This is a genomic window from Mammaliicoccus vitulinus (assembly GCF_029024305.1).
Lineage (GTDB): Bacteria > Bacillota > Bacilli > Staphylococcales > Staphylococcaceae > Mammaliicoccus > Mammaliicoccus vitulinus.
This window is the reverse complement of sequence record NZ_CP118974.1, coordinates 599,466-623,907: the sequence shown is the minus strand read 5'-3', so window position 1 is coordinate 623,907 and position 24,442 is coordinate 599,466. Positions and strand designations below refer to the sequence as shown.

The following is a 24,442-nucleotide window of genomic DNA, read 5'->3' as shown; positions in this document are numbered from 1 at the left end:
CATTAAATTGTATAATAGAATATAATAATCGATGAATATTAAAGGAGTGACTGTCATGCAAATACTGCCACTTAAGCAAATCGAGCCTATAGCCTCTTATTTATACGAAAAAAATCTTCAAAACAGTAACTATGTCGAGTATATACCTACAACATTAGAAGATATAAAGTCAGCATTAATGAATAAATTTAATGACCAATCTTTCTATTACATTGAAGACGATAATCATATTATTGGTATTTTAGGATTCGAAAAAATTGATGCTGAGTCTGTCAATGTATGGGGACCAATCGTAAATAATACAAGTGAAGAATATTTAACTGCTTTAAAAGAAACATGGGACACATTATTAAATAACCATCCTGACATTAAATATTGCCATATATCACTACATAAAGATCATATTTTGAATAATAGTAAACTAAAAAGACTGCATGCTGGATATGTCGAAACACAGTACACATTAGAAATTCAACAACCACCACTTCCAATAGATCAACAACATCAAATGACGCCTTTTAGTAAACCTTATTACTATTCATTTGATAAGTTACATTCAAATAGTTTTAAACATAGTGACATTAGTTCAGATGATATCATTCAATCTCTTGGAGAAAATCATGCTTTATATTTATATATAGCTGAAGGGCTTGTTAAAGGATATATCTACCTATCTATAGATACACCTAAAAAATTAGCAACTATACCTAACTTAGCCTCTCACCATGATTATAGAAAACAAGGCATCGCTTTTCAGATGATACACTTTGCAACAACGAAAGCATTTAATCATGATGATGTGGAAACAGTAAGAATTTATGTCGATAGTAAAAAACATGAACAAATACAGTTGCTTTATGAAAAAGTCGGCTTCAAAATTGTTAATGAGACGCACCACTTCAAATATGTAAGAACTTTTTAAACAGTACACATGTACTGTTTTTTTGTTGTAAAATTACGTTTATTTACATATACTTTGAGCTATATGGTTTACAACTAATTTGTTTCACACGTATAATACACGGGTACTGTTTAAAATACAAATAAATAAAGAAAGCGAGTCGTGTGTATGGAATATCTTATAGCTCTGCTACCAGCATTGTTCTGGGGGAGCGTAGTATTAATCAATGTAAAAGTTGGTGGAGGTCCTTATAACCAAATATTAGGTACAACTATCGGCGCATTCATCATTGGATTATGCCTATTTGTCTTCGGTGATGTTCACTTCACATCAACTACAATCATCATCGGTATGGTTTCTGGTGCTTTCTGGGCATTAGGACAAGGATTTCAACTTAGAAGTGTTGAATTAGTCGGCGTTTCAATTACAATGCCTATTTCAACAGGTCTACAATTACTTGGAACAACATTATTTAGTGCTGCATTCTTAGGAGAATGGTCTACTGGTACTCAAGTAGCACTTGGATTATCTGGTTTAGCATTATTAATAATCGGTGTTATCTTTACTTCTGTACAGAAAAAAGGTGCTGGAAATAGTGGTAATACTAAGAAACTTGCTAAAGCCATTCCACTTTTACTTCTATCAACAGTTGGTTATGTTGTATATGTCGTAATCGGTCAAGTCTTCGGAGTTGAAGGATGGGATGCCCTATTCCCTCAATCAATAGGTATGGTAATTGGTGGTATTGTTTTATCATTCAAACATAAACCTACAGTGAAATATACGACATTTAACTTATTACCAGGTATCGTATGGGCATTAGGTAATATGTTCTTATTCATTTCACAGCCAAAAGTTGGTGTCGGAACAAGTTTCTCATTCTCTCAAATGTTAGTAATCGTATCTACATTAGGTGGAATTTACTTATTAGGAGAACAAAAATCAAAACGTCAGATGACATTTATCTGGATAGGTATCGTGTTAATTATATTAGCAGCATTCATTATTGGTGCAGCTAAAGGTTAGATTTAATTAAAAATATAGGAGTGTTTAATATGTATGAAGATTTAAAAGATAAAGTTGTTATAATCACTGGTGGTAACAGTGGTATTGGTAAAGCAACTTCTGAACGTTTTGGTAAAGAAGGTTCTAAAGTTGTGATTGGTTATCTTGATCACGTTGAAGAAGCTGAAAAAGTTGTTCAAACTATTAAAGATGCTGGTTCAGATGCAATCGCAATTAAAGCAGACGTATCAATAGAAGAAGACATCAAGAACTTAATCCAACAAACACATGAAAAATTCGGACGTATTGATGTTCTAATCAATAACGCAGGTTTCGAGAAACCAATCCCAACTCATGAAATGAGCTTAGCAGAATGGTCTAAAGTAATTGATATCAACTTAACTGGTGCATTCATCGGAAGTAGAGAAGTTATTAATTATTACTTAGAACATGACATTAAAGGTCAAATCATCAATACTGCAAGTGTCCATGACGTTATACCATGGCCAAACTACGTCAATTATGCTGCAAGTAAAGGCGGATTAAAATTGATGATGGAAACAATGTCTATGGAATATGGTAAAAATGGTATTAGAATCAATAACATTTCTCCAGGTGCAATTGTTACAGAACATACACGCGAAAAATTCTCAGACCCAGCAACTAGAGAAGAAACGTTAGAAATGATTCCATTAAATGAAATTGGTGAAGCGGATCAAGTAGCTAATATCAATGTATTCCTAGCTTCAGAACAAGCAAGTTACATTCACGGTACAACACTTTATGTTGACGGCGGAATGACAAACTACCCTGCATTTATGGGCGGTAAAGGTTAATATTATAAATTAGCAAAAATAAAAGAGCGCAAATTCTTATTTCCGAAGAATTTGCGCTCTTTTTAATTTATCTTTTGAGTCTTCGTGCGATTTGGCCTTGAATTTATCATGTCAGGCTCCACTTGATAAATAGCAAAAAATCTCTTCACTAGGCTATTACCTAATGAAGAGATCATTTATTTTGAGAATGGGTATTTATATCCCAAGCTCTTCCTAATTTAAACAAAGAAAAATTGATACACATATAATATGACGATAGAAATGACAATACTAAGATTCGTTGCCATTCCCACTATTGGCAGGGTCTTATATTTAAATGTAATGGCATAGGATAATACAGAAACACCTATAGGCAATAACCAACCAATTAATAATGTTGTTTTAATCATTGGATCATCTACTGGTAAAAAGAAATGAACGAGTATACCCATTAATAACCCAAAACCATAATGAAATAATAAATATTTAACAACAATTGGTAAGTATGCTTTTTCTATTTTAAAATTCAAAAATAGTCCGAGTAATATCATAGAAAGAGGCATATTTGCATTAGCGATTACTTCAAAGAAATCTATAGCTTTTCCTGGTATTTTAATACTCATTATATTTAATACAAACATCAACATATATGTCATAAGTGGAACTGTTTTTAATAAATTTAAGCCCATTCGTTTGAAGTCAAATTGATCTCCACCATCATTGAAATAACTTCCTACAAAGTATGTTACACCGAACATAATAATTGCAGTACCTATATCTAACATACCGAAATACAACAATCCATTTTCTGGCCAAATTTGCGCTACCAGTGGATATGCAAATAATCCAATGTTTACAGATGCTGCCATCATACCGACAGTACCTCGTATTTGATTATTATAATTTTTCTTAAATAACCAAATAATTAAAAGTTTCGCGGTAATTCCATATATAAGCATCAAAATAGGTAACCAACCTAAAGATAAATCTAAATCTGATCCATTTAAGTTTACTATTACTAATGAAGGCAAAGTAACATTTAACACAAGTGTTGCAAGTACATTACCATCAGAAGCTTTAAAGAATTTCAGCTTCTTTAGTACGTAACCTAAAGCAATTAATAGTATAATCATTATAAATTTTTCTGTCACTTTATCACTTCTCTCGTTAGACTCACATTTATATATATTAACAACTGTTTATATTCTATGCACACTTTTTGTTTGAAATATTAAGGAAATATACTAAAATGAGTTTAGTTATACTTAATAACATCTTCGAAGTCTACATCAATGACTTTGATTAATTCTTGTGGATTCACTTCTATTTGGTAACCTCGTTTACCTGCACTCACAATAAATGATGATAATGATTGAGCAGTTGTATCAATAATCGTTCGAAATGTTTTTTTCATACCTACTGGTGAACATCCACCTCTCACATAACCCGTTACTTTTGTAAGCTGGTCAAGAGGTAATAGTTCGAGTTTTTTCTGGCCAACAGCTTTACTGGCCTTTTTCATATCTAAATGTTCAACGACAGGTATAACAAAAACAAAGTATTCATTTTTACCATTCATCAATACGAGTGTTTTATATACTTGGTTTTCTGGTTTTTGAATAAATTGAGCTACTTGATGTCCATCCATATGATCTTTTCCTATGCTATATTCATGAGTATGATAAAATATATTATATTGATCGAGGATGCGCATTGCATTGGTTTTTACTTTTTTCAATTTATCACCTACTTCAAGATAAAGTTAATTTAAAAGGAGTGTTTAAAATGGATTTAAACCAACAACTTTCAGAACTGAAATATGATTATGTACGTATACAAAATGATCTAGAAAAAAGAGAGTCTACTGGTCATGCAACTGATTTATTAGAAAAACAACTTGTTCAAATTGAAGAAGAAATCAGCAAAGTCCGCTCTCAACTCAATCAAGATTAACGAAAGGAAAACACTATGTTAATTCTCATACTTTTATTATTTACCCTTATTTATCTTATTATAAGTTATTTAAGTATATTTCAACTACATACAATGCTTACTCAAGCTTTAAGATTCATAATGGGTTTGATGCTAATCGTCTTTCTTGGAAGTATCGTCATTGGATTCGCTACTCAAATTTGGTGGATTTTAGCGGTTCTTGTTTGCTTAGTCATCAATATAGAAATCACAGCATTTAAATACCGAATTAAAGATAAGAAAGCCGTCAAACTCTTAAATTATATGACAATATTTATACTCGTTATTTATGTCATATTACTATTTATCACTTTTTAATAAGACAAAATCGTATGACTCAGTCATGCGATTTTTTTATTTGTATAAATGAGCAAGATTTTGTAATCTTTTAGCACCTTCTGCTAACTCTGAATCGCTCAGTGCTAATGAAATTCTTACATAATTTTTGCCATTATCACCAAATGGGATACCAGGTGCTACTAAAATGGACTGCTCTTGCAATAAATATTCGACAAACGCTTCTCCATCATATTGAGCAGGCGTCTGTAACCATAAGAAAATACCACCTTTCATCGGTTCAAAAGGAATATCCACTTCTCTTAAAGCAGCTTCAAAGTGATTTCTTCTATTTTTGAATATTTCATTTTGTTCAACAAGAAAATCATCACATTCATTTAAAGCGACAGTACTCGCATCTTGCAAAGCCCCAAACATACCAGCATGCGTATGTGTTTGATACTTTTTCAAAGCAGCTATCATATCTTTATTCCCTACAGCAAAACCAACTCTATAGCCTGACATGTTATACCCTTTAGAAAGTGAGAATATTTCTATAGCTGTATCTTTCGCACCTTCAGACTGAAGTATGCTTGGGTTCTTCTTATCAAAGCCGAAAGCACTATATGCAAAGTCATGTACGATATTTGTTTTACTATTCTTGAACTTGTTTATAGTATCATCAAAAAATTGCTCACTTGCAACAGAACCAGTCGGGTTATTCGGATACGTTAAATAAATAAGTTTCGTCTTATCTAAAATTTCATGATCTATGTCATCCCAGTTAGGTAAATAATGATTTTCTGAAGTGAGTTCTAAAGAATATGGATGAGCTCGAGCAAGTAATACCCCCGCTAAATAATCTGTGTATCCAGGGTTTGGTAATAATACATAATCATCAGGATCAACGACGCAAATAGGTAAAGCAACTAAACCATTTTTCGTACCAAATAATATACAAACTTCTTCTTCTTGATCTAATTCCACGTCATATTGCCTTTTATAAAAATCTACTATAGCCTTTTTAAAAGATTCTTTACCATGAAAAGCACCATACTTTTGATTTTCAGGCTTTTGAACTGCATGCTTAAATTCATCGACGATAACTTTAGGTGTTTCACCATCTGGTATACCCACTGCCATATTAATAAGGGGTAGTGAGCCATGTTCAACCTTACGCCCCATCGTCTTTCCAAAGTAACTGTCTGGTATTTCTGATAATAGTTTTGATATCGGCACAATAACGACTCCTCAAAATAAAATTTCATCTAGCTAAAATTATATATGCATATATTCTATCAAAGTATGAAGTACACACAAGTATTTTCTTATTACATCACTAAGAAATAAAAGTGCAAAATTGATTCTTATTACATTATTTAGTGTTGATATTAGAAGTTACATATACGTTTACTACCTTATTCTAAATGAAATATGCTCTAATAAAAATATAAAAACCTTCCAATCCGTAGGTTCATGCCACCGGATTGGAAGGTTTATTTGAGAAAGGATTGTCTATCCTATACTTCATTACAACTTAGTCTATTTGTTCTTTAGGACTTTTAAATATTTTCTTTTTGAATTTCATTATAATTTCATAAGTAATTGGTACGACTAGTAAAGTTAGTATTGTAGATGATACTAATCCGCCTATTACTGTAATGGCTAATGCTTTAGAGATTAATACTGAACTGCCTCCACCAAATAACAGTGGCACTAATGCTCCAATTGTCGCTAACGCTGTCATAAGAATAGGTCTTAAACGTGTACCCGCTGCTTCTATTAATGCTTCTCTTGTCGACATGCCTGCTTGTTCCATATTAATTACTCTATCAATTAATACAATAGCATTTGTCACAACTATACCGATAAGCATCAACATACCGATCATACTTGGTACTGAAATCGTTTCTTGTGTAACTAACAATCCAGCGATAACACCAATGATAGATACTGGTAATGAGAATAATATTGAAAATGGTGCTAATCCACCTTTAAATGTTAATACGATAACTAAATATACTATAAGTATTGCTGCTGCCATTGCTAATACTAACTGTTCGATTGCTTCATTTATATCATCATTTGTACCCCCAACATTTAAATCTACGCCAGCGGGAGTATCCACTTTAGATACTTTTTGATTTACATCAGTTGTCACTTTTGCAACATCGTCAGCAGTAATTTTGGCATCTACAGATACTGAGATTTTATCATTCTCTCTCGTAATCGTATCTGGAGAAGTTGTTTTCTCTAATGTAGCAATATCACTTAATTTAACATCTTTACCTAGAGGTGAAGTGATTTTTGTATTTTCCAATTTATCTTCTGACCAGTCTGTCTCTTCTTTCTTAGTCAGTTTTACATCGATTGATTTACCATCATCATTTAATTTAGTGACTACTTTATTTTGAGTTGTTTGGTTAAGCGTCATAGCGATTTGTCCGGCTGATAGACCTAGTTTACTCGCTTTGTTTTGATCTACTTTTACATCGAACTGCTCATATGACTCAGAAAGGTTTGAACTAACGTTTTCAACACCTTTAACTTTCTTCATTTCTTTTTCAACGTCTTTAACAGTACCTTCTATGGCATCTGTTGTTGGTCCAGATACTTTCACAGAAACTTCATTAGCTGTTCCACCTGTTGAGAAGTCTTGTTGTTTCCACTCACCTTTATGGTTAAATGCGCCTATATGATCCATTACATCTTTACCAACATTATCCCAATCAGGTGTGTCTTTATCATATTTCACCATTAAAGCCATATCATTTTTAGCTGATGGATTGAATGGATTTTCTCCACCTACACTATATTGTACAAATTCTACGTTTTTATCTTTTGATAAATATTTCTCAGCTTGTTCTCCATTTTTAACTACTTGTTCTTCTTTTTCACCTGGAGATGGTTTATATGTGAGGGCTAACATCTTGTCTTCCCCTGTATCAATAAATGATTTACCAATATAAGGCGTAAATACAAGTGCAATACTTGCAACTACAAGTACTAAACTTAATAAAATAACTACCCATTTATGGTTTAAATTCCATTTCAAAATGCCTTTATATTTATGAGCTAACCAATGTCCTTTTTCCTTCTTAGCCTTTTTAATGCCGTTTTTAAAGAACATGTGGGATAACACTGGAACGATTGTTAACGCGATAAGCAATGAAGCTAATAAACTAAATGCAACTGCTAAAGCGAACGGTCTAAACATTTCTCCAATTTGTCCTGTTACAAATGCTAATGGTAAGAACACGACAATTGTAACAATCGTTGAAGACATGATTGGAATAAACATCTCTTTTGTTGCACTTGTGATGAGCTTACTGCCTTTAAGTGTCTCACCTTTATCTGTCATTCTTCGATAAATATTTTCAATAACAACAATAGAATCATCAATAACACGTCCAATTGCGACTGTTAATGCTCCTAACGTTAAGATATTTAAGGAGACATCCATTGCTTTTAATCCTATTAATGCCATTAACAACGACATTGGAATAGAGACCATTGCTATAATGGTTGATTTAATATCTCTTAAGAAGAACATAATAATGATTACAGCAACGATTGAACCAATCAATGCTTTTTCAACCATCGTAGATACTGAATCTTTAATCGTAGATGCTGTTTCCATCAACTGAACAGATTCTATATTTTTATGATCTTTTTTATATGCTTCTACTTCTTTATCTACATTATCTACAACATCTACTAAGTTAGCATCAGTAGCTTTAGTAACTTGTAAAGCTAATGCATCTTTACCATTTGTTTTAGAGATAGAGTCCCGTTTCTTCTCTTTTTTAACATCTGCTATGTCAGATAATTTCACAGATGGAATGCTTTGTGTTGCACTAGATTCTTCGTCACCTGATGATTGACTACTTTGTCCACCTTGTTGTGCCTGGCTTGCATCACCTTGGGAAGCTTGCTGTCCACCACTGGAAGCACCACCAGTCATCGGGATTTCTAAATCGTTTAATGCTTTGATTGACGTAAATCTTCCATCTACGACAATAGATTTCAAATCATCGCCAAATGTGTATAACCCTAGAGGTGATTCTTTCGTAGCACCATCAATATATTGAAGTACTTCATCTTCGGTCATACCTCGTTTTGATAATTCATTTTGATCAAACTCTAAATTGACTTCTTCTAATGTTTGTCCGGATAACGAAACATTTTGAACACCATCTACTTTTTCTAATTTAGGAATTAAGTCAGATTGCATTTGCTTCGTAGCTTTTTTTAAGTCGTTATTTTTGTCGGAAATAGAGTAACTTACAACCGGAAATGAGTACATAGACATACGACTCATGTCAGGATCTTCTACACCTTCTGGTAATTTAAGTGCTTCTAATTTCTTTTTCAATTCTGTTTCAGCTTCATCCATGTCTGTTTGATATGTATATTCCAATGTGATTGCTGAAGCATTTTCTAACGATTGACTAGTTACATTTTGTACACCTTCCAGATTTTGTACTTCTTTCTCCACTGGTTCGGTGACATTTTCTAACACACTTTCTGGAGTAGCACCTGGATATGGTGTTGTAACAGTAATAACAGGTGTTGTTACATCAGGTAATAACTCTAGTTTCATTTTAAATGCTGAATAAATACCGCCTAGTAAAATAATTAATGTCATTAATAAAATCGCAAACTTATTATTCAGCGAAAACTTAATCATTTTTTGAACCACTTAATTTCCCCCTAATTTATCATTTGTAAATAATTGTAATATATATTATTTGTAAATCAAACCTCTACATAAAGAAAGCACTAAAATTTAAATAATTTAAAGTTTTAGTGCTTTTTATTCTATGTTTATTTTCTTTTGATTTTCTTTTCAATCTTACGCTTATAAGTTGAGACAGCAGGTTTAACCTTTTCAATCGCTGTATATAGTGGTTTGTTTAATACATAATCAAACTCACCAATTTTTTCACTTAAGTATGTTCCCCATACTCTCTTAAATGCCCATAAGCCATAATGTTCATGATCTTGATCAGGGTCATTATCTGTACCACCAAAGTCAAACTTATCAGCACCTTTTTCTTTCGCAAAGCGCATCATTTCAATAATCATACGATGGTTTGGTAAGAACTCGCGGTATTCATTTGATGAAGCACCATATAAATAATATGATTTCTTACCGGAGAATATAAGTATGCCTCCAGATAAATAAACACCATCTGGCTTTTGTTCTTTTAATTCTTCCATTTCTTGAATACGTTTCTCAAAATTGCCTAATTTTTCTTCCGCATCATTCAATTGGTTAACAACTTTTTTAGTTTGTCTTCTATTTGTAAGTTTCTCTTTTTCTTCTAATAATGCATCTCTTTCTTTAAACAAATCTTTCAACACATTATCAGGAACAACTTTAACTAAGAATAACTCACAATCACCGTCAGGATGTAAATGATCATAAATATTTTCAAAATATGACACATCTCTCGTTAAGAAATTGTCTCTTTCCCCTGTTTCTTCCATAATTTGTGCAAAGATTTTTAAATCATCACGATTCCCAATAATTAACTCTGTTCCTCGTTTTAAAGAGTTTCTTACACGTGAACGATTTCGTTTATCAAAACTTTGCATTAAATCTTCTTCAGGTTGATCAATTTTCGTAATCATAGTCATACGTGGTTGAATATAAGATTTGCTTAGGCCATCTTCAAACCCTTTATGTTCAAATCCTAAAGATGTTAAATATTCAAGCACACCTTCTGATTGGTCCACTTCTATGTCTGGATCAATTTTGATTGCGTAACTTTTCTCATTTCTCGCCATTTCTTTAGATAATTCAAATAGTACTTTAACAGAAGTTTCATCTTTATAGTCCACAACAAAACCTCTAGATATGTAACATAAAGTATATGGTAATTTTGGCACTTTTTTAAATAACAGTTGTGCGACTCCTGTTAACGTTTCGCCGTCACCAACAGCTATACGACGAGAATACCAACCTGTAAGCTTTTTGGATTCTGCCCACTTTGTAAGTTGCAACATATCACCATTTGGATGTTGCTTTACAAATTCATCATGTTGCTCATGAGTGATATTCATTTTCTTTATCGTCATTTATAAATCTCCTTTTTGTCAATTCGTCTATTAATTATACAATGAAACATACTATAATTTCACGCAAAAGACCAATATTTGTTATACTTGTTAAATAAACCATTATAGTTAGGATTGAAATATATGAGACAATTATTTCTAACGCTTTTTATTCTCCTAAATATTATCATGATTATCATCAGCCTTAATTTTGATATCACTATTAATTATTTAAGTTATCGCATTATCATCGTGGCCTTTACCTTCTTGTTAAGTATCGTTTTCATACTGGAAAATGCCCGAAAATCCGTTTTACTTATAGCGATTCTCAGTGCCATTATAGCATTAATTCATTTAGCACTTATTATTCAAAGTGTTTACTTTAATGTTTATGCAAATTAGGCTTAAATAAGTAGTACGCGCCTTTGTAAAAAGTGCGCGTTTCTTTTTTTATGTGTGCAGAATTTAATGATAACGTCGTATATTGTTCATCATTATTTTTCTCTAACGTAATCACGACATTGTCGTCAGTAAATCCTAAGTTAACATATTGTTCATCTTCTTCAAATACTACTAGACCATACCATGATTGCCAATTTTCACTCGTTTTTTTGATGTTCTTCACTTGAACAGTTACACCCTCTATTGATAAATCATGATGAAAATACGCTTTGAGTGCAGACTTTCTTTCTTCATCGCTTTCACCCCACTGAATAATAAAAGGTAAATCAAGATCACTATCATCATCCAAATAGAGTAATTGCCAATTGATAACAGTGCCATCAGGTTTTGTGCGCGACATTTCTATTGGTCCTACTACATCAAGTTCAAATTGCATAAGGTGTTCTTTTACTTTATGGATATCATTTGTCCTCAAGCATATTCTTTTAAATCCTTCACATACGTTACGCACTTTAAAAGTATTGGCAAAACTTAGTCTACCTTCTTCTGTTTGAGCGTAAGATTGTGCTAAAGGTTGATCAAATACATCAATCCATTCTATATAATGTAAATCGATATAACTCAGCTGATTATAAGTACCTAACTCCGTATGCTTACCACCTTGAATGCTTTTAATATGATGATTAGGAAAATCGATTGATGCTATACCATTTACGTAGTGAATAATATGATCGAAATATAAAGGCATTTATAAAACCCCTCTCACATTCATATATTATGATGCTCTAAAAACTTTACTATTTATGAAATATAATATGATCAGTAAAATAGAAACAATAACAATCGTAAAGACATATGGGAAGACATCATGCTCGCCATTAATACCTACTAATGGTGATACTAGACCACCAAACAAGAATTGAGATAATCCTAATAAACTAGCAGCACTTCCAGCGCCACCTTTATTGTTGGACATAGCTATCGAAAATCCAGTCGCACCTATTGCTGAAACTGGGCTAACAAGTATGAAGAACCCTATCATCAACAACCATATTGGCCAACCATTTATCAGTGTTATTGAGACGATAATGACTCCAAATATTTGAATCATACCGAATAAACGCATTAATAGATGTTCGTCATAATGATCAACTAATTTATTGATGATTTGACCTGATAATATTAATCCAAGTCCATTAAAGGCAAACATCCAACTGAATGACAAAGGTGAAATGTTGTATACAGACTGTGTGATAAACGGTGAAGCAGATATGTAACTAAAGAGTAATACATATGTACAGCCTTGTATAAATAAAGGCATTAAGAACTTTGGACTTTTTAGTAGGTTTTTAAAATCACTTAAAACCTCGCTTATTCTACCTGATGAACGTTTTTCTTCCGGTAAAGATTCTGATAATTTTAATGATGACAAACTAAACATCATTAACCCAAAAGCTGTTAACAAAATAAACACCATTTTCCAAGTTGAAAACGATAAAATAATACCTCCCAATACTGGCGCTAATATAGGCGCTACACCATTGACTAACATTAAAATAGCTAGAAATTTCGTCAACGCTTTACCTTGATATAAGTCGCTTGATATTGCCCGGGAAATAACTGCTCCTGCACCACCTGTAAAACCTTGAATAAATCTTAATGCCATCATAATGTATATATTTGGTGCAAACACACATAAAATAGATGCGATTGTATAAACAATTAAAGCAACCATTAATGGCTTTTTACGACCAATAAAGTCTGAGAGTGGACCAACAAATACTTGTCCAATCGCTAATCCTACCATGAATAGCGTTAACGTTAGTTGAGTATTTGAAGTCGTCGTATCAAAATCACGACTAATTTCAGGTAAAGCTGGTAAGTACATATCAATTGAAAATGGTCCGAAAGCTGTTAACAAACCTAGAATAATAATTAAAAACAGTGACGGCTTTGCCATCTTTTGCTCATTCATGAAATACGCTCCTTTTAGCTCTATTATTTAACATTATATGCCTCTTAAAATTCAAAAGGCAATGTTATATATAATCAATTGTTAAATTGCTTTACTTTCACTATATCATCATTCAAAATATAGTGAGAAACTTAGAATCGGAGTGGAAACATGAATATCTTTTTAACTGGTGCAACGGGATTTGTAGGTGCTGAGTTAATACAATCACTTGCAAAAGATTTACACAAACATTTTTACGTATTATATAGGTCTAATCATAAAAAAATGTTATTACTAGAAAAATTAGACCCATCATTTCATTCAAGAATTCATTTTGTATATGGGGATATAACAAATGAATGTTGTGATGTTAATGATCATGACATTAACAATATACCTCAAATAGATAAATTTTATCATTTAGCTGCATTAGTGAAATTCAACTTTGAATTAGCAGATGAGCTATACCACATTAATTATATTGGAACAAAACATGCTTTGGATTTAGCTGAACGATTACAAACGAAACATTTCCTTTATGTCTCAACCGCTTATACAGTTGGCAAAAAAGACAAAGCTGAAGAAACATTACATTCACTTGAGTCGCCAACACATAACCCTTATGAAGCAACAAAAATAAAAGCAGAACACATCGTGGCACAGTGCACAACTATGGCAACTTCAATCATTAGGCCAGCAATTATTATAGGAGATTCTAAAACTGGAGAAGCGGATTCTAACTTTACTTTATATGGTTTTATGAAAGCATTAAAAGTATTTAAACGTAAAGTTCAAAGACAACAAGACAATAATTCATATAGATTATTTGGAGATGCGAGCCATTCATCCAATTTCGTTCCAGTTGATTACGTTGTTGACGTACTGACTGTAGCGTGTGATTATGCTGAAAATCATAAAATATATCATGCAACCAATAACAATCCGCCATCGAATGATTTTATATTCCAAACAATTAAGCATCATTTAGACTTTCATCAATTAGAAGTTGCGCCTCTTACAGAGATTAATACAATTACAGATGATGAAAGAGTTCTTAATAGTTTCATCGATGTATTCGCACCATACTTCTCAAAGTCCATTGAGTTTAATGATGACAATACAGCAGCAATGATGGAAAAAGCAGGACAAAGCACATTGAACCTTACAGATGATACTTTAGATATGATAATTGGAATGTATTTCAAAAAATAATACAACATACAACAAACCTAAGATGGGCTACATCTTAGGTTTGTTGTTTATTCTGTCAGTCGTTTAGAAAATAATATTACTTGAAATACATTTCTTATCCGCCTATATAATTCATATTAATTTTATTGTTTTTTCGTCTCGCTACGGTAGCTTCTGTACGTTCATCTGAATATTTATCATCTCTAATGTTCCATAAATGTTTCAATATAGATAATATTTCATCGTCTGTTTTACCGCTTCTTAATTCGGACTTAATGTCATATCCATTTTTCTCAGCAAATAAGCATCCGTAAAATTTACCGTCTGATGAAATTCTTGCTCGCGTACATGATGAACAAAATGAAGCAGACACACTCGTAATGAGTCCAAACTGTGCACCGTTATCTTTATGACGATAATACGTTGCAACTTCGCCAAAATAATTAGCATCTACTGGCTCTATTTCAAATGTTGACGCTATTTCATCCAGCATTTCTTTCTTAGTTACTACTTTATCAAAGTTCCATCCATTATCATTTCCTACATCCATAAATTCAATGAATCTCACAATAATATTTTTATCTTTAAAATATTGAACGAGTGGCAATATTTCTTGATCATTAATCCCTTTTTGAATGACAACATTAACTTTAACTTTCAAACCAATAGAGACCGCATAATCAATTTGTTCAAGTATTTGAGATGCCGATATATTTCGATTATTAATAGATTTAAACAACTCATTATCAAGCGCGTCTATACTAACATTGACTCTTCTTAACCCAGCTTGATATAATTTCAAACCATGCTTTTTTAATAAAAGGCCGTTTGTTGTTAAACCTATATCTTCAATACCTTCGATGTTGTTTAACTCTTGAATCAATTTATATAAGTTACGTCTTAATAGTGGCTCTCCACCCGTAATTCTTATTTTTTCAACACCTAAAGTGCTATACATTTTAGAAAGCCTTACAATCTCTTCAAAGCTCAGCAATTCTTGTTTAGGTAAAAATACAAAATCGTCTCCAAATATTTCTTTTGGCATACAATAATCACAGCGAAAATTACAACGATCAGTAACAGATATTCTTAAATCTCTAATCGGTCTTCCTAATTTATCTTTGATAGGTTGATTCATCGTAACGCCTCCTTACCTAAACAATAGCTAAAGCTCCGTTGTTTCTAGGTCTTCAATGTAATTAATATTTTGATACCAATTCGTTGGATCATTAATAAAGTCTACATTTAACCACTGTGAAGGTTTCTTTTGATATATCTCTTTCATTCTATACTCTTCTTGATCTAGAGCATCTTTAATATCCTCTACTACACGATGACTGTAAAAAGCTAATATCGGCATCTTCTTACCATCAGCTTCATATCCAGCAATATCTAGCTGTTCTTCCATTACGCGTGATATGAAAAATTGATACAGATGACTAATTGCTTTTTCTGTTATCTTCGGTGTATCACAAGCGATAACAAAGTAGCATTCTGTATCATATTGTTGCATCACGCTGTATATACCGCCTAAAGGTCCATTGTTCTCATATTCAGGAAGATCTACAACAATGTCTTGATAGTCAAACGAATCTTTCAACTCTTCACTAGAACTAATAACGATTTTTTCGAATAAATTCGTTTGATTTAAAGTTCGAATGATTTTTTCATAAAATACTTCCCCGCTTATTGTTGCTAATGCTTTTGGCGAACCAAATCTACTGGATTTTCCTCCAGCTAGAATTATTGCTATCATTTTCTCTTTACCCTCCACTAACTGGTGGAATAAGTGCAACGACATCTTGATCTGATACAACATTTGTATCTTGCACAAATTCCTCATTTACAGCAATTTGAAAAGTTTCATCCTTTAATTCAGGATGCTTTTCAATTAAATATTGCTTAAATTTTAACACAGAGTATGCCTCGTTAAGAGAGATTTGCTCTTCATTTATGTTCATTATTTCTTTTAAATGAGCAAAATACAATACTTTCATCATTCACCCTCCATTTTAATCGAAGAATGGTATCTTTTTTGACTGCCTTGCCATTCTTCTCCATCTTCCCATATTTCTTTTTTCCATATAGGGACTATTTCTTTAATTCTTTCAATTGCATATTCATTAGCTTCATACGCATCATGTCTATGAGGTGATGAAACACTAATAACAACGGCAATATCAGAAATTTGTAATTCACCAATTCGATGCGCAATTGCCACAATAGTTCCTGGCCATCTCTCGCATATTTCATCACCTATTTGTGACAATTTTTTCTCTGCCATTGGTACATATGCTTCATAAGCTAAATATTCAGTTTTAATACCTTGCGTCCATTCTCGAACATGACCTGTGAATACAACAATTGCACCTTGTTTTTCATTTAATGTCCATTCTCTATATTCTTCTGGATTTATAGGAGCGTGAACAACTTCAAACTGTTTCATATCGTCACCTACTCTTTTTCTAACCAATTTTGAAACCATTTTATAAATATTTTGTTTTCCTCAATATCAAACGCATTTAATGAATATATAACATTTTCCAATTCTTTTTCTAAAGTATCCGCTTCTTTTGTTAATAATACTTTTGGATACTGCTCATGTTTAAATCCTTCGATTAGAAGTATATCTGGTATCACAGATAAATCTTCAGCTATTATTTGTTCTAATGATTTATCTACTTTAGTGACTCTCTCCATTAATTGTTTACCGAGAACTATACTTTCCTGTGCACCATTTTTCATAAAAGATAAACTATCTACTTCTTTATGGTCCATTGAAATATCTTCAACGCCATGTCCATGATGTTTGATGGTCGATACCGTTAGTTGGTTATCATGGCATACTTTAATTAATTTATTAATTAAAGTTGTTTTACCACTATTCTTATACCCTACTATTTGTAAACATTTCATAGATTCAATGCTCTTTCATATGATTGATGATCGGTTAATAATACTTTTACTTTATCACCTTCAGCGTATCCTCTAGTCCCACTCGGTAATATAATCATGCCGTTACTTTTTACAATTGCAACGACTGCATTTGATTTGTTAAAACCAGATGGTGCCGCATATACACCATCGTTAGAGAATGAGATTTTTGCTCTTATAAATCTCGTGAAAGGGTTAGCTTTCTTAAAATCCTCATTAAGTATCGCTTCTATTATGACTGGATAAATTTCTTGAGCTGCCATCATTTTTTGTATAGCCGGCTTCGTAAATAAATGAAACCCTGAATAGCATGCAGATGGATTACCAGATAAACCAAATAATATATGATTATCTTTATACGCTACCGTCGTTACACTACCTGGTCTCATTTGTACTTTATTAAATAACACTTCTGCATCGATTGCTTCATAAACTTTCGGCAAATAATCAAAGTCACCTACAGATACACCGCCAGTTGTTATTACAATGTCATGCTGCATCATTGCCTTTTTCACGATATCTATACACCCTTGAAGATTATCTTCTTGAATTTCATATGTAGTTGTTTCAATATTTATATCACGACATAAGGCTTCTATCATTGGACCATTAGAATTTCTAATCTTTCCTGGTTCTAGTGGGTCTTTTGGACCTACTAACTCGCTTCCTGTTGCAATGATAGCTACTGTAGGCTTTTGAAAAACTTTAACATGTTGGTATCCAAAAGTTGCTAATACAGCAATAACGCCACTATTGATTTGTTGTCCTTTATCCAAGACAATATCCTGTTCTCTACATTCTTCACCTTTAAATGAAATGTTTTCACCTTGTTCAAAAGACTTACGAATGGTAAAACCATGCTCATTTTCCACCGTTTGTTCAAACATGACAACTGCATCAGCGCCATCTGGTATAGGCGCACCAGTCATAATTCGAACAGCTTCCCCATTTTTCAGTTTTACATTTGATGGTGTGCCAGCTCCAATATGGTCAACAACTTTAAACGCAATTCTGTTATCTCCAGTGGCCCCTTGTGAGTCTTGACTATTTATAGCGAATCCATCATATGGTGATTTATTAAACCTTGGAATATCATACGTAGCTTGTACATCTTCAGCTAATATATAATTCAAGCTTTCTTCTACAGATAGCGTAAAGGGTTCTTTATGTTTTACGACTTGAATGACGCTTTCTATTGCTTCTTTAACAGGTATTGGTGTTCGCATTTCAACTGACATTTATTAACGCTCCTTGTCATTTTATCTTTGCTTACATGTTATAATATTTTTTAGAAAGGATGATCATAATGTCTGATTTCACACATTTTAATGAGCAAGGCCATGCAAAAATGGTCGATGTTTCTGATAAAGAAACAAGTACACGCATTGCAATCGCAAACTCTAGTATTAAAGTTAATCAAACCATTTATAACCAAATAAAAAATGCAACTAATAAAAAGGGAGATGTACTTGGTACAGCTCAAATTGCAGGTATTATGGCTGCTAAAAATACGAGCCAACTCATACCAATGTGCCATCCTCTCCAATTAACAGGTATTGATATCGAATTTGACTGGGATAATGAACATTCATACACATTAAACATCTCTGCTACTGTTAAGACAAAAGGTCAGACAGGTGTAGAAATGGAAGCATTAACTGCAGCAAGTGTAACAGCTTTAACGATTTATGATATGTGTAAGGCTGTAGATAAAGGCATGATCATCGGTGAAACGTATTTATCACATAAATCCGGTGGGATAAACGGTGATTTCAATCGACAATAATTATTTATTAAGCTCATGTACTAAATGATTGATTTCTTTAGTGATGAGCTTTTCCATTGCCAATTTAACAGCACCGGTTGATCCTGGAATAGAAATGATGACTTGTTTACCTTTAGTTCCAGCAATTGCTCTAGAAAGCAAAGCTCTAGAACCTACATCTTCTGTGTAACTTAAATACCTGAATAATTCACCAAAACCTTCAATTTCTTTCTCTAATAAAGGTTTAATTGCTTCAATCGTTACATCTCTCTGACTTATGCCAGTTCCACCTGTCGTGATGATGACATCAAGTTCTGCATTTAACCACTTCGTAACTTGAGATTGAATTGATGCGATATCATCTTTAACAATTTGATAATTTTCATCAGAGAGGTTAACGTTTAAAGGCTTTAAATAGTCTTGAACAAGTTGACCACCTTTATCCGTTTCTTTCGTTCTCGTATCACTTACAGTCAATATTGCGACTTTAATATCTCGCTCGATTCTATCAACGATACTCATCCCAACAGCTCCTATCCAAACATATTCTCAACAAATTGTCTTCCTTCTTCAACAGATTCAATATCATGAATTAATAATCTTCCATTACTAAAAGCGACAACTCTATGATCATCATATAAATATTGAATCATATAAGCATTGGATCTATGTAATAATCCATTTTGCGCAACAAACTTTTCAATTGCTGGTCGATTTAATTTTTCATTTATATATTGGACAGTATGACGACCACATAACTCTGTAATTTGTTGATCTGACGCAGCAAGTTTTGAATATGTTGGATGCTCTCCACACGTTTCACAATCATTTCGTCTCATTTGTTCAAAACCAAATGTTTGATGTTCACCATCCCAAACATCACCATAAGTGATTTTAGGCGTAAATTTATAACCAGATAATATTTTTAATGCATCTACAACTTGTAAACTTGTTGCCATCGTTACAGCTGGATTGATGACGCCAACCGTATCACACGTTCGATTGATAACGGGTAACTGAGGTAGTACACAATCAAAACAAGGTGTTTCGCCTGGTATAAATGTAGCTTGAACATAATTAGATTCTAAGCAAGCACCATAAATCCAAGGTATGTTCATTTTAAAAGCAAAGTCGTTGATCACAAGCCTTGTATTAAAATTATCCGTTGCATCTATAATAATGTCAGAATAACTCGCTACTTCTTGTAATAACTTTGCATCACACTGCGCTATATATGTTTTTATTTGGATATCTTCGCGTATCTTTTTTAAATGTCTTTCTGCTGCCACGACTTTTGGCAACATTTCTTTAATATCTTTTTCTACAAATAGTGTCTGTCTCTGTAGATTAGAAGATTCTACATAATCTCTATCAATAATGTTAAGTCTACTTACACCTGATCTTGCAAGCTGTTCTGCAACGTGAGTACCTAATGCACCCATTCCCACTATAGTGACGTTGCTCTTTTCAATTCTTTCTTGTCCTTGTTCTCCAATTTTATCGAATAAAATTTGACGAGAATAACGTTCGTTCATTTTTATCAACCTTTCACGAATCTCTTTAACTCTATTATAGATTGAAAGCACTTTATCCTCAATTAATAGAGAACCTACTCTTCCTTAAAAGAGCAGGTTATACTATTATAATATCTTTTTTTCTAGTTTTGTCATATGCATCATCGTAATAAGTGCAATAATTCCAAATAAAGCTAACAAGAAAAATGCTAAATGATTTGAACCTGTTAAACTCGTCACGAATGTAATGATTAGAGGTGGGAAAAATCCTCCTAGTCCACCCATCATAGAAACAATGCCATTCACAACACCTGCTTCTTTATTGAAATAAGTCGGAACAAGTTTGAAAATCAAACCATTACCTATACCTGCACATATACTGATTGTTAAACACCCTACTGTAAATAATAAGATGTTATTTGAAATCGAAAGTAATAAAGCACCTACAATCATTCCAACAAAGAAAACTTTCAATACATTTAAAGCGTTATATTTATCTCCTAACATACCACCGATAGGCCTCAATAAAGTGGCTATCGCAATAAACACACCTGTTCTAATCCCTGCATCGACTTTATCAATTTCAAAGTGTCCAACTAAAAAGTTTGGTAAAAATAACCCAAAGGCTACAAAAGCACCAAACGTAATAAAATACCAAAAACTAAAATAATGTAGCTTATAGTTATTCATAACTTGTTTAGTTTGTGACATCATTGGAATTTTAACTTTAGCCTCTTCCTTATCACCAAAGATAAACATAAGTACTGCAAATGTTGCCATAACAATTAAATATAATTGCACAGTATGTTGCCATCCTATAGTTCCTGCAATGGGAGGTGCTAAAAATGATGATACCGCTGTACCTAAATTACCCATTCCATATACACCATTAGCAAAACCATGTTTTTCTTTAGGATAATATTTAGGTATAGACGTTACACCCACTGAAAACACTGCGCCACCTAGCCCAATAAAGAATCCAGCTATCATTAACCCACCTGTTGATTGTGCTTGACTCAAATAAAATACCGGGAATAATAAAATAATAAAACTGCTTAAAAAGACTAACCGAGAACCTAATAAATTTGTATAGTATCCAATTGGTATTCTTAAAACGGATCCTAATATGACAGGTATAGCTAAAATTATGGCTTTCTGTCCTTCTTGCACACTAATGTCTTGCGTAATATAAGGCATTAAAGGTGCTAGTATACTCCAAACCATAAATCCTGCCATTAAACTAAAGGTTTGAAGCGGTAATTGAACTTTCCCTATGTTATTTCTCATTTTTTCACCCTTTTTGAACATTGTTAACTTTCATTTCATGCTTATTGTAGGTTATTTGTGAAAAAATGCACATAAGGATATACCCTTAGAAAAATATGTAAACTCCCTATATTAAAAATGCTATCGCATTAAATTAAGACATAAAAAGGCCTGACAACTATAACGAGATTAACATCGTTCATTGTCAGGCCTTTTTAATACATTTTAAAAATCTAATAATTTTTTCTTCATTGCATATTCAACGAGTTCAGGGCGAGATTTCAACTCTAGTTTGTCCATAATTCGTGCTTTATGTGCTTCTATCGTTTTAACTGAAACGAATAATTTTTCAGCTATCTCTTTATTACCATATCCTTTTGCAATCAAAGGAAGAATTTCTAGTTCTCTTTGAGATAATATTTTAAATGGATCTTTAGAGCTATGTTCGCCATTTTGTTTTGGATTCACCAACTCATTTACTAAAGAACTTGTTACTTTTGAATCAATATACATGTCTCCTCTATGGATCGTTCTTACAGCATGTATGAGCTCTTCATCTGGCGCATTTTTTAATATATAACCTTTAGCACCATTTCTCAAAACGTGAAATAAATACTCTTCATCATCAAACATCGTGAGTATTAATATTTTTGTGTTTTTAAAGTCTTCTGATATCTTACCTGTAGCTATTAAACCAGATTCTCCCGGTGGCATACTCAAATCCATAATTAACACATCTGGTTCATGTTTAGCGACCATTTGGTATGCTTCTAGCCCATCCGCTGCTGTAGCTACTACTTCCATATCCTCTTGATAATTTAATATCATTGAAAAACCAGTTCTCACTACAGCATGATCATCCGCAATTACGAGTTTCATGTTTCTTCCCCCAGCATTATACTATTGGTACATTTAATTTTATGTTCGTACCTTTTCCGAGCTTGCTCTCAATATTCACTTTACCACCGACAATTTCAGCACGTTCTTGCATACCGTAAATACCGAGTCCCGAACCTTTAGGCTCACTGCCTAGTACGAATCCAGTCCCTTGGTCAGCAATTTCAACTTCAATAACATGACCATCACACGTCATATGAACATCCACACTGTCTACATTAGCGTATTTTAAAGAATTAAATACGGCTTCTTGTACAATTCTATACACGACAGTTTCTATTTCTGAATTAAAACGTTCTACTGATGAATCATAATGATAATGAACAATGAATCCAAAGTTTTTCTCTAGTTGTTTAAAATATGATTTAAATGCTGCATTTAAACCTAAATCATCTAAAGAAGATGGTCTTAGTTCCAATGATAAATTTCGTATATCGTCAATCAAACTAGACATTAAATTTTCAATTTGGTGTGACTGCGTTTTTAATTGATCAATGTTGTCTTGATACTTAAGTAATCTTAATTCAACACTTACATTTATTAATTCTTGAACAACGCCATCATGTAATTCTCTTGAAATTCTTTTACGTTCATTTTCTTGTGCGGAAATCGTTTTTTGCATCATCGTCTGTTGATGAAGCTTTTGTTGTCTTTCAATTTGTGGAGATACATTTTGTAATGTATAAACTTTAATATCATCTTCTTGACTGATCGTTTGATAAGTTGCTGTAAAAGGCTCAACAGTACCACTATTCGTTTGCATAAACACTTGAAAACTCGTATTTCCAATTTTAGAAGATTCTAAAAAGCAATCTCTACATGATTGAAGTGCATACTCATTAGAATACCCTTCGCAACGGCTACAAATCGGGTGTGTTAATGATGATTGATTATCTTCTGAGATCACTTTTCTAGCAGCTTCATTCATATTAATAATTTGACCTTTACTATTTAAAAACACTATCATCTCGCTTGTTTTTTCATAGTATTGTTTAAGTATATTCGTCAAAATAGATGAATCTTCTGAGCTCATGAATTAATCATATCCTTTCCATAAAATGGTCCAAAACGTTTAAAATGGGTAACATCATTTTCAGGTAATGGTTTATTATCACGTTGTCCAAACAAAAGCACGCCACACACTCTATTTTGTCTCCATAAAGGCATAGCTACAAGTGCCGTTAATTGTTCGCTCTGAATAATTGGATAGTTAAATAACTGATCCTGATATGGACTATTTGTCATATCTTGAATCGTTATTTGTTTACCACTTTTTATGACAATACCTGCAATTCCTCGACCGCTTCTTAATACAATGTTTTTATATCTATGATTCAAATTTCCAGATACATATCGCCATTTTATGTGAAAAGGCGCAGACTGCTCAGAAGACATAGCTAATCCTACAAAATCATATTCATAAGTTGCACGAATTTGATTAAGTTGTTCCTGAAAATTAAAATCATTAGACATTTTAAACACCCCTTC

The 24,442-nt window shown here is 32.7% G+C and carries 26 protein-coding genes; 7 read left to right on the top strand and 19 right to left on the bottom strand.

The genetic code is table 11. The features are described from left to right. The first annotated feature begins 55 nt into the window (after positions 1 to 55). From PYW35_RS02940 to PYW35_RS02930, 3 genes are all read left to right on the top strand, one after another. Positions 56 to 922 (top strand): GNAT family N-acetyltransferase, encoded by an 867-nt coding sequence (locus tag PYW35_RS02940; RefSeq protein ID WP_016911087.1) that lies wholly within the window; start codon positions 56 to 58, stop codon positions 920 to 922. Between the two features lie 147 nt (positions 923 to 1,069). Next, on the top strand, positions 1,070 to 1,927 hold the full coding sequence (locus tag PYW35_RS02935) for a GRP family sugar transporter (protein ID WP_016911086.1): 858 nt from the start codon (positions 1,070 to 1,072) through the stop codon (positions 1,925 to 1,927). Between the two features lie 29 nt (positions 1,928 to 1,956). Continuing rightward, positions 1,957 to 2,742, top strand: coding sequence for a glucose 1-dehydrogenase (locus tag PYW35_RS02930; RefSeq protein ID WP_016911085.1), 786 nt, complete (start codon positions 1,957 to 1,959; stop codon positions 2,740 to 2,742). A 218-nt stretch (positions 2,743 to 2,960) separates the two neighbouring features. On the opposite strand, the gene PYW35_RS02925 is transcribed toward PYW35_RS02930, so the two are convergent. Both PYW35_RS02925 and ybaK read right to left on the bottom strand, forming a co-directional pair. Next, positions 2,961 to 3,872: an AEC family transporter gene (locus PYW35_RS02925; protein ID WP_016911508.1), complete on the bottom strand. Its 912-nt coding sequence runs from the start codon at positions 3,870 to 3,872 to the stop codon at positions 2,961 to 2,963. Between the two features lie 104 nt (positions 3,873 to 3,976). Continuing rightward, positions 3,977 to 4,459, bottom strand: a complete 483-nt coding sequence (gene ybaK / locus PYW35_RS02920; RefSeq protein WP_103322226.1) for a Cys-tRNA(Pro) deacylase — start codon at positions 4,457 to 4,459, stop codon at positions 3,977 to 3,979. A gap of 47 nt (positions 4,460 to 4,506) precedes the next feature. Between ybaK and PYW35_RS02915 the strand changes: the two genes are divergently transcribed. Then, positions 4,507 to 4,674, top strand: a complete 168-nt coding sequence (locus tag PYW35_RS02915; RefSeq protein ID WP_016911506.1) for an SE1832 family protein — start codon at positions 4,507 to 4,509, stop codon at positions 4,672 to 4,674. 15 nt (positions 4,675 to 4,689) lie between these two features. Further along, positions 4,690 to 5,010, top strand: coding sequence for a membrane stabilizing protein MspA (mspA, locus tag PYW35_RS02910; protein WP_016911505.1), 321 nt, complete (start codon positions 4,690 to 4,692; stop codon positions 5,008 to 5,010). 36 nt (positions 5,011 to 5,046) lie between these two features. On the opposite strand, the gene PYW35_RS02905 is transcribed toward mspA, so the two are convergent. From PYW35_RS02905 to PYW35_RS02885, 5 genes are all read right to left on the bottom strand, one after another. Then, the gene (locus PYW35_RS02905; protein WP_103322227.1) at positions 5,047 to 6,207 is read right to left on the bottom strand and encodes an aminotransferase class I/II-fold pyridoxal phosphate-dependent enzyme; all 1,161 of its coding nucleotides are present in this window, start codon (positions 6,205 to 6,207) and stop codon (positions 5,047 to 5,049) included. Between the two features lie 298 nt (positions 6,208 to 6,505). Further along, positions 6,506 to 9,670, bottom strand: coding sequence for an efflux RND transporter permease subunit (locus PYW35_RS02900; RefSeq protein ID WP_103322228.1), 3,165 nt, complete (start codon positions 9,668 to 9,670; stop codon positions 6,506 to 6,508). Positions 9,671 to 9,795: 125 nt separating this feature from the next. After that, complete coding sequence (locus PYW35_RS02895) at positions 9,796 to 11,046, bottom strand: lipid II:glycine glycyltransferase FemX (protein ID WP_026023202.1); 1,251 nt, start codon at positions 11,044 to 11,046, stop codon at positions 9,796 to 9,798. Between the two features lie 367 nt (positions 11,047 to 11,413). After that, entirely contained in the window at positions 11,414 to 12,181 is a 768-nt protein-coding gene (locus PYW35_RS02890; RefSeq protein WP_103322229.1) for a VOC family protein, read from the bottom strand. Between the two features lie 27 nt (positions 12,182 to 12,208). Further along, on the bottom strand, positions 12,209 to 13,408 hold the full coding sequence (locus tag PYW35_RS02885; protein ID WP_103322230.1) for a putative multidrug effflux MFS transporter TcaB: 1,200 nt from the start codon (positions 13,406 to 13,408) through the stop codon (positions 12,209 to 12,211). A gap of 150 nt (positions 13,409 to 13,558) precedes the next feature. On the opposite strand from PYW35_RS02885, the gene PYW35_RS02880 reads away from it, so the two are divergent. After that, on the top strand, positions 13,559 to 14,599 hold the full coding sequence (locus PYW35_RS02880) for an SDR family oxidoreductase (protein WP_103322231.1): 1,041 nt from the start codon (positions 13,559 to 13,561) through the stop codon (positions 14,597 to 14,599). A gap of 94 nt (positions 14,600 to 14,693) precedes the next feature. Here PYW35_RS02880 and moaA read toward each other — a convergent pair whose 3' ends face one another. Genes moaA through PYW35_RS02850 form a run of 6 tightly spaced genes read right to left on the bottom strand, consistent with a single transcriptional unit; the run spans position 14,694 to position 18,750 of the window. Further along, positions 14,694 to 15,716, bottom strand: a complete 1,023-nt coding sequence (gene moaA, locus PYW35_RS02875) for a GTP 3',8-cyclase MoaA (RefSeq protein ID WP_103322232.1) — start codon at positions 15,714 to 15,716, stop codon at positions 14,694 to 14,696. 27 nt (positions 15,717 to 15,743) lie between these two features. Beyond that, positions 15,744 to 16,334, bottom strand: a complete 591-nt coding sequence (gene mobA / locus PYW35_RS02870) for a molybdenum cofactor guanylyltransferase MobA (protein ID WP_103322233.1) — start codon at positions 16,332 to 16,334, stop codon at positions 15,744 to 15,746. A 7-nt stretch (positions 16,335 to 16,341) separates the two neighbouring features. After that, entirely contained in the window at positions 16,342 to 16,575 is a 234-nt protein-coding gene (gene moaD / locus PYW35_RS02865; protein ID WP_016911496.1) for a molybdopterin converting factor subunit 1, read from the bottom strand. Continuing rightward, positions 16,575 to 17,024 (bottom strand): molybdenum cofactor biosynthesis protein MoaE, encoded by a 450-nt coding sequence (locus PYW35_RS02860; RefSeq protein WP_016911495.1) that lies wholly within the window; start codon positions 17,022 to 17,024, stop codon positions 16,575 to 16,577. Before PYW35_RS02860 ends, moaD begins: the two co-directional genes overlap by 1 nt. Positions 17,025 to 17,032: 8 nt before the next feature. Then, on the bottom strand, positions 17,033 to 17,494 hold the full coding sequence (mobB, locus tag PYW35_RS02855; RefSeq protein WP_103322234.1) for a molybdopterin-guanine dinucleotide biosynthesis protein B: 462 nt from the start codon (positions 17,492 to 17,494) through the stop codon (positions 17,033 to 17,035). After that, on the bottom strand, positions 17,491 to 18,750 hold the full coding sequence (locus tag PYW35_RS02850; RefSeq protein WP_103322235.1) for a molybdopterin molybdotransferase MoeA: 1,260 nt from the start codon (positions 18,748 to 18,750) through the stop codon (positions 17,491 to 17,493). The genes mobB and PYW35_RS02850 overlap by 4 nt, the downstream gene beginning before the upstream one ends. Before the next feature lie 68 nt (positions 18,751 to 18,818). On the opposite strand from PYW35_RS02850, the gene moaC reads away from it, so the two are divergent. Further along, the gene (moaC, locus tag PYW35_RS02845) at positions 18,819 to 19,298 is read left to right on the top strand and encodes a cyclic pyranopterin monophosphate synthase MoaC (RefSeq protein ID WP_103322236.1); all 480 of its coding nucleotides are present in this window, start codon (positions 18,819 to 18,821) and stop codon (positions 19,296 to 19,298) included. On the opposite strand, the gene PYW35_RS02840 is transcribed toward moaC, so the two are convergent. The 6 genes from PYW35_RS02840 to nreA form a co-directional block, all read right to left on the bottom strand. Beyond that, positions 19,299 to 19,799 (bottom strand): MogA/MoaB family molybdenum cofactor biosynthesis protein, encoded by a 501-nt coding sequence (locus PYW35_RS02840; protein WP_103322237.1) that lies wholly within the window; start codon positions 19,797 to 19,799, stop codon positions 19,299 to 19,301. It lies immediately after the preceding gene. Between the two features lie 11 nt (positions 19,800 to 19,810). Continuing rightward, positions 19,811 to 20,812, bottom strand: coding sequence for a ThiF family adenylyltransferase (locus PYW35_RS02835; RefSeq protein WP_103322238.1), 1,002 nt, complete (start codon positions 20,810 to 20,812; stop codon positions 19,811 to 19,813). Between the two features lie 105 nt (positions 20,813 to 20,917). Further along, on the bottom strand, positions 20,918 to 22,078 hold the full coding sequence (locus tag PYW35_RS02830; protein ID WP_103322239.1) for a nitrate/nitrite transporter: 1,161 nt from the start codon (positions 22,076 to 22,078) through the stop codon (positions 20,918 to 20,920). Positions 22,079 to 22,282: 204 nt separating this feature from the next. Continuing rightward, complete coding sequence (gene nreC / locus PYW35_RS02825; protein ID WP_016911488.1) at positions 22,283 to 22,936, bottom strand: nitrate respiration regulation response regulator NreC; 654 nt, start codon at positions 22,934 to 22,936, stop codon at positions 22,283 to 22,285. 16 nt (positions 22,937 to 22,952) lie between these two features. After that, on the bottom strand, positions 22,953 to 23,987 hold the full coding sequence (locus PYW35_RS02820) for a sensor histidine kinase (protein WP_103322240.1): 1,035 nt from the start codon (positions 23,985 to 23,987) through the stop codon (positions 22,953 to 22,955). Then, complete coding sequence (nreA, locus tag PYW35_RS02815) at positions 23,984 to 24,427, bottom strand: nitrate respiration regulation accessory nitrate sensor NreA (RefSeq protein ID WP_016911486.1); 444 nt, start codon at positions 24,425 to 24,427, stop codon at positions 23,984 to 23,986. Before nreA ends, PYW35_RS02820 begins: the two co-directional genes overlap by 4 nt. Positions 24,428 to 24,442 lie beyond the last annotated feature (15 nt).